General features: G+C 66.6%; 7 protein-coding genes and 1 pseudogene. 5 read left to right on the top strand and 3 right to left on the bottom strand.

Annotated features, from left to right (window positions below):
- Both A5724_RS25340 and A5724_RS25335 read right to left on the bottom strand, forming a co-directional pair.
- Positions 1-763: thiamine pyrophosphate-binding protein (locus tag A5724_RS25340; RefSeq protein ID WP_255397302.1), on the bottom strand; the 763-nt coding region annotated here is incomplete at its 3' end.
- A 23-nt stretch (positions 764-786) separates the two neighbouring features.
- On the bottom strand, positions 787-1554 hold the full coding sequence (locus tag A5724_RS25335; protein WP_067808839.1) for an SDR family NAD(P)-dependent oxidoreductase: 768 nt from the start codon (positions 1552-1554) through the stop codon (positions 787-789).
- 135 nt (positions 1555-1689) lie between these two features.
- Here A5724_RS25335 and A5724_RS25330 point away from each other — a divergent pair, with 135 nt between their 5' ends.
- The 4 genes from A5724_RS25330 to A5724_RS35230 all read left to right on the top strand — a co-directional run bounded on the left by A5724_RS25330 (position 1690) and on the right by A5724_RS35230 (position 7430).
- Positions 1690-3246, top strand: coding sequence for a molybdopterin-dependent oxidoreductase (locus A5724_RS25330; RefSeq protein WP_067808837.1), 1557 nt, complete (start codon positions 1690-1692; stop codon positions 3244-3246).
- 94 nt (positions 3247-3340) lie between these two features.
- Positions 3341-4888: an ATP-dependent DNA ligase gene (locus A5724_RS25325; protein WP_067808835.1), complete on the top strand. Its 1548-nt coding sequence runs from the start codon at positions 3341-3343 to the stop codon at positions 4886-4888.
- A gap of 92 nt (positions 4889-4980) precedes the next feature.
- Entirely contained in the window at positions 4981-7272 is a 2292-nt protein-coding gene (locus A5724_RS25320) for a carbon starvation CstA family protein (RefSeq protein WP_067808841.1), read from the top strand.
- A 20-nt stretch (positions 7273-7292) separates the two neighbouring features.
- Positions 7293-7430: a YbdD/YjiX family protein gene (locus tag A5724_RS35230; protein WP_369830666.1), complete on the top strand. Its 138-nt coding sequence runs from the start codon at positions 7293-7295 to the stop codon at positions 7428-7430.
- 7 nt (positions 7431-7437) lie between these two features.
- Here A5724_RS35230 and A5724_RS25315 read toward each other — a convergent pair whose 3' ends face one another.
- Positions 7438-8838: an adenylate/guanylate cyclase domain-containing protein gene (locus A5724_RS25315; protein ID WP_067808833.1), complete on the bottom strand. Its 1401-nt coding sequence runs from the start codon at positions 8836-8838 to the stop codon at positions 7438-7440.
- A gap of 161 nt (positions 8839-8999) precedes the next feature.
- On the opposite strand from A5724_RS25315, the pseudogene A5724_RS25310 reads away from it, so the two are divergent.
- Positions 9000-9385, top strand: a pseudogene (locus A5724_RS25310) (amidohydrolase); the annotation flags it as partial.

The raw sequence follows: 9385 nt of genomic DNA, 5'->3' as shown, positions 1-9385 counted from the left end.
CCCCCCCCCCCCCCCCCCCCCCCCCCCCCCCCCCCCCCCCCCCCCCCCCCCCCCCCCCCCCCCCCCCCCCCCCGCCGGGCCCCCGCCCCCCCCCCCCCCCCCCCCCCACCCGGCGGCCGCCCCCGCCGCCCCCCGCCCCGCCGAGGATCGTGACGGCCTCCGCGGCGTTGAGGATGTCGGCGGCTCGGCGCAGCGACGCGTCATCGGGACGCACCACCGACCTGGTCGGCGTGACCGGCCGCGTCAGGAATCCCGACGTCTCGGCGCGCTGCAGGAAGATCTCACCGGGGATGACGACGACGGCGACACCGCGTTCCTCGACCGCGGCGCGCATCGCCATCTCGAGAACGCGCGGCGCCATCTCCGGGGTGCTGACGAGTTCCCGGTAGACGCTGCAGTCGCGGAACAGCTCCTGCGGATGGGTCTCCTGGAAGTACTCCGAGCCGATCTCGGTGCGCGGGATGTGAGCCGCGATGGCCAGCACCGGAACCCGGCTGCGCTGGGCGTCGAACAACCCGTTGATCAAATGCAGGTTGCCGGGCCCGCAGCTGCCCGCGCAGACTGCGAGCGCGCCGCTCAGCGCCGCGTCGGCGGCGGCGGCGAATGCGGCCGTCTCCTCGTGACGTACGTGCTCCCAACTGATTTCACCGGATCGCCGGATCGCGTCGGTGAACCCGTTGAGGCTGTCCCCCGGCAGCCCGTATACGCGGCGAACGCCGCTGATCGACAGTGCTGAGATGATGTGATCGGCAACAGTCGCCACCTGGGCAGCGTAGCGCGGTTGTCCTACTTAGGAGCGAAACGTTGGCCCGCGTCCAGTCGGAGGCACTGGCCGTTGAGCATCGGGTTCTCGACGATCGCGGCGACCAGCTTGGCGTACTCCTCCGGCTTGCCGAGCCGCTTGGGGAACGCGGCGTCCTTGGTGAGCGCCGTTGCGAAATCGTCGGGGATCCCTTCGGTCAGTCCGGTGGCGAACAGGCTCGGCGCAATCGCGAGCGCCCGGATGCCGAGGCTGCCGAGATCGCGCGCCATGGTCAGGCACATGCCCGCGATCGCGGCCTTGGACGCGGTGTAGGCGACCTGCCCGATCTGGCCCTCGAACGCGGCGATCGACGCCGTGTTGATGATGACGCCGCGCTCCTCCTGCTCGTCGTCGACGAGGTCCTGCTTGCTCATCTGCCACGCCGCCAGCCGGCTGATGTTGAAGGTGCCGATCAGGTTGAGGTCGACGGTCCTGCGGAAGGACTCCAGGCTGTGCGGTCCGTCCTTCGTGACGGTGCGCTCGCCGATACCGCCACCGGCGGTGGTCACGATGATGTGGAGGGCGCCGAGTGCGTCCACCGCCTGCTGCAGCACGGTCTCCGTACCGTCGAAGTCGGTGACGTCCACCTCGAAGAACGAACCGCCGATGGAGTCGGCGACGTCCCTGCCCTTCGACTGCGGCCGATCCAGCACCGCCACGCTGGCGCCGCGCTTGGCCAACAATTCGGCCGTCGCCTTTCCGAAGCCGGACGCCCCACCGACGATGACGGCCTTCTTGCCCTCGATCTCCATTCAGCTGCCTTTCCAAAAGGTGGTCGAACCGTAAAGCAACTTAGCTCATCGCGCAGTCGGTAAGGCTTTCGGGCGCACCGTCGCCGTCACGACTTCGTAAGGTCTGCCGCCGCGCCGCGCAGGTAGGTTTTGGCTATGTCCGAACCTGCGGCCGACAAGCGGATGATGGCCGGCATCGCGGCCGCTGCCGTCGCGCTCGGTGTCACCCAATTGATCGCGGTGGCGGTCGGCCCGCAGGCCGACGCCCGCACCTCGGTCGGGTCGGCGATCATCGACCTGACGCCGGGTCCGGTCAAAGAGTGGACGATTCAGACCTTCGGCACCGCCGACAAACTCTTCCTGTCGGTCCTGATCCTCGGCGTCATCGCGCTCATCGCGGCGGTGACCGCACGTTGGGAGACGCGGCGCGTCCCGGTGGGCAGCATCGCCATCGTCATCGCCGGGATCCTCGGATGCGCGGCGGTGCTTTCGCGCGCGGGCGCGACGCCGGCAGACATTGTGCCCACCGTGATCGGCACGGTGTGCGGTGTCGCGGTGCTGCGCCTGCTCGTCTCCGGACGGTTCACCGACGCATCGGAGTCCCGCGACTCCCGCGACTCTGACGCCCCCGACCGCGGTCGCCGCTTGTCGTTGGTGACGATGGGATTTCTGGGCGCCGGTGCACTCAGCGGTGTCGCAGGCGTCGTGTTGACGCGGATGCTGTCGTCGGTGTCCGGTGACCGCAACTCGTTCGCACTGCCGCGCATCGACGTGGCCGCCCCGCCCGTGCCGCCGACAGTGCAGCCCAAAGGTGTTGCGCTGCCGTCGTTTGTCACCAGCAACGCGGATTTCTACCGGATCGACACCGCGCTCACGGTGCCGCAGCTGGCTCGCTCCGAGTGGCAACTGAAGATTCACGGCATGGTGGACCGCGAGATCACCTTCCACTTCGAGGACCTCGACCGGTTCGACGTCGTCGAGAAGCTGGTAACCCTGACATGTGTGTCGAACCCCGTTGGCGGCGACCTCATTTCGAACGCCGCGTGGACGGGATATCGGGTGCGCGACCTGCTGGCCGAGGCCGGTGTGCATCCGGACGCCGACATGGTGCTGTCGACGTCGGTCGACGGGTTCACCGCAGGCACACCGGTCGAGGCGCTCACCGACACGCGTGACGCACTGCTGGCGGTCGCGATGAACGGTCAGCCGCTGCCCACCGAGCACGGCTATCCGGCCCGGCTCGTGGTGCCCGGCCTGTACGGCTATGTGTCGGCGACCAAGTGGGTGGTCGACTTGGAGCTGACGCGGTTCGACAAGGCCGAGGCGTTCTGGACACAGCACGGGTGGTCGGCGAAGGGGCCGATCAAGACGGAGTCCCGGATCGATGTGCCACGCAGCGGGCAGGATGTCGCCAAGGGTCCCGTGACGTTCGGCGGCATCGCGTGGGCGCAGCACCGCGGCGTGCGCGCGGTGGAGGTCCGCATCGACGGGCCGAACAAGCAGGGCGCCTGGCAGCCCGCCGACCTCGGCGCCTCGTACTCCAACGACACCTGGCGGCTGTGGAGCTTCAACTGGCAGGCCACCGAGTCCGGTCTGCACACCATCACCGTGCGCGCCACCGACAACACCGGCGCGGTGCAGACGCCCGACATCGCCGACCCGGTTCCCGACGGCGCCAGCGGGTGGCACTCGGTGCAGTTCGCGGTGCGGTGACTACCGCGAGCGACCGCGTCTGCACGTCGACACGCCGGAAAATCATGTGCAAACGCGGTCGCTCGCGCCGAGGTTGGCGTGCCAGGCTGGGGCCGTGCAGCTGAGTGACGTTGTCGCCGCGTCGGCCGAAGTCGGCGCGACCTCCGCGCGGCTGGCCAAAATGGCCCGCATCGCCGACCTGCTGCGCGTGGCGGGCGCCGAGCACGACGCCAAGCAGGTCGCGGTCATTGTGTCCTGGCTGTCCGGCGAGCTGCCGCAACGCCAGATCGGGATCGGCTGGGCGGCGTTGCGCTCGCTTCCGCCTGCGGCCGACCGGCCCACGCTGACCGTGCTGCAGGTTGACGCGGCGTTCAGCGAGATCGGCCAGGTCGCGGGCAAGGGTTCGCAGGCGCGTCGCGCCGAACTGGTCACCGGACTGTTCGCCGCGGCCACCGAATCCGAGCAGACCTTCCTGCGCAGGCTGCTCGGCGGCGAACTGCGCCAGGGCGCGCTGGTCGGCGTGATGGCCGACGCGGTGGCCAAGGCCGCCGGCATCGCCGCACCCGTCGTACGCCGAGCCGCCATGCTGGGCGGCGACCTGCCCACGGTCGCCGCCGCCGCGCTCACCGGCGACGAAACCGCGCTCGACCAATTCACCCTCAAAGTCGGTCAACCCGTCGGCCCGATGCTCGCCCAGACCGCCACCGGTGTTCGCGAAGCACTCGAACGCCTCGGTGGCACAGGCATTTTCGAGGCCAAGCTGGACGGTGCACGTGTCCAGGTCCATCGCGCAGGCAACACCGTGTCGATCTACACCCGCAGCCTCGACGACGTCACCGAACGGCTACCGGAGGTCGTCGAAGCGGCGTTGGCACTGCCCGTCACCGACCTGATCGCCGACGCCGAAGCCATCGCGCTGCGGCCTGACGGCCGGCCGCACCGATTCCAGGTGACCGCGTCACGGTTCGGCCGCTCGGTGGACATCGCGGCGGCCAGAGACACACAACCGTTGTCGGTGTTCGTCTTCGACCTGCTGCACCTCGACGGTGAGGATCTGCTGGACCTGCCCGCCGCAGACCGGATCGCCGCGTTGGATGCCATCGTGCCGTCCGCCCACCGGGTGGACCGGTTGATCACCGACGACGCCGAGGCCGCGCAACGGTTTCTCGACGTCACCCTCGACGCGGGTCACGAAGGGGTGATGGCCAAGTCGCTGACCGCGCCCTATGAAGCGGGCCGGCGCGGCGCGGGCTGGCTCAAGGTCAAGCCGGTGCACACTCTCGATCTGGTCGTCCTCGCAGTCGAGTGGGGTTCCGGCCGCCGCACAGGCAAACTTTCCAACATTCATCTCGGCGCGCGCGACCCCGCGACGGGCGGATTCGTCATGCTGGGAAAGACTTTCAAGGGCATGACCGACGCGATGCTCGAGTGGCAGACCGCCCGTTTCACGGAGTTGGCCGACGGGCCAACGGACGGCTACGTCGTCAAGGTGCGACCCGAGCAAGTCGTCGAGATCGCGTTCGACGGCGTCCAGGGCTCGTCGCGCTATCCGGGTGGGATGGCTTTGCGATTCGCCCGCGTTCTGCGCTATCGGGACGACAAGAGCCCGGCGGAGGCCGACACCGTCGAGACTGTGCGCGCCCTGTATGAACGGGGGTCATAACCGAAGTGAAACCTGGGAATCGGCCCAACACCGTTTCGTGCGGTGAAAGGATCACTGAACCGGGTAGAACAGCGATGTTTCAGGGAGAGACCGTGGCAACACCCACCGCCGCACCATCGGACCGCATCGAGGAGCAAGACGGCGACGTCACCTATATCCGCACCGAAAAGGATCTGCCGCCGGTAGCAATCATCGACCGGTCCCCGATCGCCACCAAACACAAGATCATCTTCGGGGTCATCGCGCTGCTCGGCGCGATCGCGTGGGCGATCATCGCGTTCTTCCGCGGCGAGACCGTGAACGCGGTTTGGTTCGTCATCGCCGCGATCTGCACCTACGTGATCGGCTTCCGCTTCTATGCGCGGCTGATCGAAATGAAGATCGTGCGTCCGCGCGACGACACCGCCACCCCCGCTGAGCTTTTCGAAAACGGCACCGACTACATGCCGACCGACCGGCGGGTGCTCTACGGCCATCATTTTGCTGCGATCGCAGGCGCGGGACCGCTTGTCGGCCCTGTACTCGCGATGCAGATGGGCTACCTGCCCGGCACCATCTGGATCATCATCGGCGCAGTGCTTGCCGGTTGCGTGCAGGACTATCTGGTGTTGTCGATTTCGGTGCGTCGACGCGGCCGCTCCCTTGGCCAGATGGCGCGCGACGAACTCGGCGCCATCGGCGGCGCCGCGGCCATCATCGGCGTGCTGGTGATCATGGTGATCCTGCTCGGGGTGCTGGCGCTGGTGGTCGTCGGCGCGCTCGCCGAAAGCCCGTGGGGCGTCTTCTCCATCGCGATGACGATTCCCATCGCGATCTTCATGGGCATCTACTTGCGGTTCCTGCGTCCAGGTCGGGTTTCCGAGGTGTCGCTGATCGGCGTCGCGCTGTTGCTGCTGGCAGTCGTCGCGGGTGGCTGGGTCGCCGAAACCTCCTGGGGTGCAGACTGGTTCACGCTGTCGAAGGTGACCTTGTCGTGGTGCATCATCATCTACGGGTTCTGCGCGTCGGTGCTGCCCGTGTGGTTGCTGCTGGCGCCTCGCGACTACTTGTCGACGTTCATGAAGGTCGGCACCATCGCGCTGCTGGCAATTGGCATCCTGTTGGCCCGTCCGATCATGGAGGCGCCTGCGATCTCGCAGTTCGCCACGAAGGGCACCGGCCCGGTATTCGCCGGTTCGCTGTTCCCGTTCCTGTTCATCACGATCGCTTGCGGGGCGCTGTCCGGCTTCCACGCACTCATCTCCTCGGGCACCACGCCGAAGCTTCTGGAGAAGGAAAGCCAGATGAGGTTGATCGGCTACGGTGGCATGCTGACCGAGTCTTTCGTCGCGATCATGGCGTTGATCACCGCAGCTATCATCAACCAACATCTGTACTTCGTGATGAATGCTCCCGCGGCGCAGACCGGCACCACCGCGCAGACGGCGGCTGACTACGTCAACGGCCTTGGCCTGTCCGGCAATCCGATCACCGCTGGCGAAATCACCCAGGCGGCAGAGGCCGTCGGCGAAAACAGCATCGTGTCGCGCACCGGCGGTGCGCCGACGCTCGCGTTCGGCATGTCAGAGGTTTTGCACCAGGTGTTCGGTGGCCAAGCGCTCAAAGCGTTCTGGTACCACTTCGCGATCATGTTCGAGGCCCTGTTCATCCTCACCACCGTCGACGCGGGCACACGCGTCGCGCGGTTCATGCTCTCCGACGGTCTCGGCAATCTCGGCGGGCCGATGAAGAAGCTGCAGAACCCGAGTTGGCGTGTAGGCGCGTGGATTTGCAGCGTGATCGTTGTCGCCGCGTGGGGCGGCATCCTGCTGATGGGCGTCACCGATCCGCTCGGCGGCATCAACACGCTGTTCCCGTTGTTCGGCATCGCCAATCAACTGCTGGCCGCAATCGCGCTGACGGTAGTCACCGTCGTGGTCGTCAAGCGCGGGCTCGTGAAATGGGCGTGGATACCGGCACTTCCGTTGTTCTGGGATCTCGTCGTCACCTTGACCGCATCGTGGCAGAAGATTTTCTCCGCCGACCCGAAGGTCGGCTACTGGAAGCAACACAGCATCTGCGAAGCGGCGCAGGCGGCGGGCAAGCTGTGCCTGAGCGCCAAGACGCCGACAGACGTCGACAAGATCGTCCGCAACACGTTCATTCAGGGGACATTGTCGATCGTGTTCGCCTCCGTCGTCGTCATCGTGTTCGTTGCTGGAGTCGTCGTGGTACTCAAATCACTTCGCGGAACGGCCCGACCGTTGACCGAGGACGAACCGGTGCCGTCGCGGATCTTCGCGCCATCGGGCCTCATCCCCACCACGCCGGAACGGGAGGTGCAGAAGCAATGGGACGCGCTACCGAAGTCGCACGCCAGATCGGTTGGTACTTCGGCAAATTGAGTTGGTACTCGGCAACCTTGATGGGTGACAACCATTACCGGCGCTACGTCGAGCATCGCAGGCGTACGCATCCCGGCGAACCGGTGATGTCGGAGCGGGAGTATTGGCGGATGCGGCACGACGCGACCGAGTCCAACCCCAACCCGCGCTGCTGCTAGCCGCGGCTCATTCGGCAATCGGCACGTGCACCCGCACGGGGTAGTGCACGCCCTTGCACTCGACCTCTCCCTGCGGCTCACAACAGATCCTGTCCTTGACCAGGTGCCAGGTCGCATCGCTGAGCAGGATCCCACCGGGCTCGCACTTGGTTTGGAGTCGCGCCGCAATATTGGCCTGCAGTCCGATGGCCGTGTAGATCATTCGGCCGTTCGAGCCGAAGCTGCCCACGCTCAGCACGCCGCTGTTGATGCCGGCGCGCATTTTCAGCGGTTCTGTCGCACCGAGTTTCTGCCAGGTCTCCTCCAAGGACGGCAGTCGGGCCTGCATCGCCTGGGCGGCACGGACGGCGCGGACGGCCTGCTCCTCCGGGTCCATCTCGTCGGGCGCGCCGAACATCGCCATGAACCCGTCGCCGCCGAATTCACTGACGGTTCCGCCGAAGTCGTCGACGATCTCGCTCATCGCCGACATGTAGTCGTTGACGATGAGCGTCAGCACCTCCGCCTCGACCCGGTCGGCCAACATCGTGAAGCCGACGAGGTCGATGAACAGGACTGTGACCCGTCGCCGCGAGGGCTCCCCGATGCCCGCGGTGTCGCCGGCGACGATGTACTTGGCGACCGCGGCTGGTACGTAACGCCGGATCGTCTCGGCGCTACGCTGCAGGTCGCGCTGCTGCGCCCCGATGATCTGGTCTTTGCAGGACGAACGACGCGACACGATCTCGATGACGATGCAGACCAGTAGGCAGCCCAGGTAGGCGATCCACTGGATCGCGCCTAGTCCGCCCGCCTCGACGGCGCTGAGCTGGCCGGCGTCGTAACTGTCATGAAGGCGATAGGAGGCGAACGCGACGTACGGCGTCACCCCGGCCACCGCGAGTATCGGGGGCACCCGAAAGATCGCGAAGCCGAAGAACATCACGATCAGCATGCCGCCGGTCATGGCGGCGACCCGCCACGCCGTCCCCTCCGAGGTCACCAGTACGTCGGACAACAGCCAGACGATCAGGAATCCGGCCAGACAGTTGGCGAGCGCCGCGAGCGGCATCACCGACGGACGCAACGCCTCTGGGAGCGTCAACGCGGTGAGCACGATGAGCAGTACGACCCAGCCGACGATCGGCGGGACCGCCTTGCCCACAGCGCCGGCGTCGAGAACGATGACGGCGACGAGCAACAGGCACCAGCTCGGGATCGACCCGATGTAGCCGACGCGTGCGAACGGTGTCGCCGTCGCGATACGCCACTTGCGGTACTGGCGCTCGGTCTCGTGGCTGGCGAAGCGCAGCCCGAACCAGCGCAACCGATGGTCGGGCCGAGCGCCGACGGCCGCCGTCCCGCCGTCGGCCAACGCTGCGCGCGCTCGTATCTCCGCGTGCAGCCGCTCGAGTCCCCCCCAGGCCACGAAACCAAAGCCTAGCTCGTGACGTCGTACTGGGCTCGCCATCCCGCGTGAATCGCAAGTCTCGGCGCCGCAACGAAATTGACGCTACAGATGATTCGAATCGCGACATCGTCACGCCTCGCGGCCGTACGTTGATGCCAAGTGAGCGAGGAGTCGAGTTTATGAATAAAGACGACATGATCCTGATCAGCGTGGATGACCATGTGGTCGAGCCGCCGGATATGTTCAAGAATCATTTGTCGAGGAAGTATTTGGATGAGGCGCCGCGGTTGGTGCACAACCCGGATGGGTCAGATACCTGGCAGTTCCGCGATGTGGTGATTCCGAATGTGGCGCTCAATGCGGTCGCCGGGCGGCCGAAGGAGGAGTACGGGTTAGAGCCGCAGGGTCTCGATGAGATTCGGCCGGGTTGTTGGCAGGTCGATGAGCGGGTCAAGGATATGAACGCCGGCGGGATTTTGGGGTCGATTTGTTTTCCGTCGTTTCCGGGTTTCGCCGGTCGGTTGTTTGCGACGGAGGATCCGGAGTTTTCGTTGGCGCTGTTGCA

It is taken from the genome of Mycobacterium sp. ACS1612 (assembly GCF_001667505.1).
Taxonomy (GTDB): Bacteria; Actinomycetota; Actinomycetes; order Mycobacteriales; family Mycobacteriaceae; genus Mycobacterium.
Note: the sequence above shows the minus strand (reverse complement) of the source record. Positions and strands in the feature narration are given on the sequence as shown.

Excerpts from the sequence above, each read along its gene's own strand:
- A5724_RS25335 (WP_067808839.1), bottom strand. The coding sequence starts at position 1,554 with ATGGAGATCGAGGGCAAGAAGGCCGTCATCGTCGGTGGGGCGTCCGGC.
- A5724_RS25330 (WP_067808837.1), top strand. The coding sequence starts at position 1,690 with ATGTCCGAACCTGCGGCCGACAAGCGGATGATGGCCGGCATCGCGGCC.
- A5724_RS35230 (WP_369830666.1), top strand. The coding sequence starts at position 7,293 with ATGGGTGACAACCATTACCGGCGCTACGTCGAGCATCGCAGGCGTACG.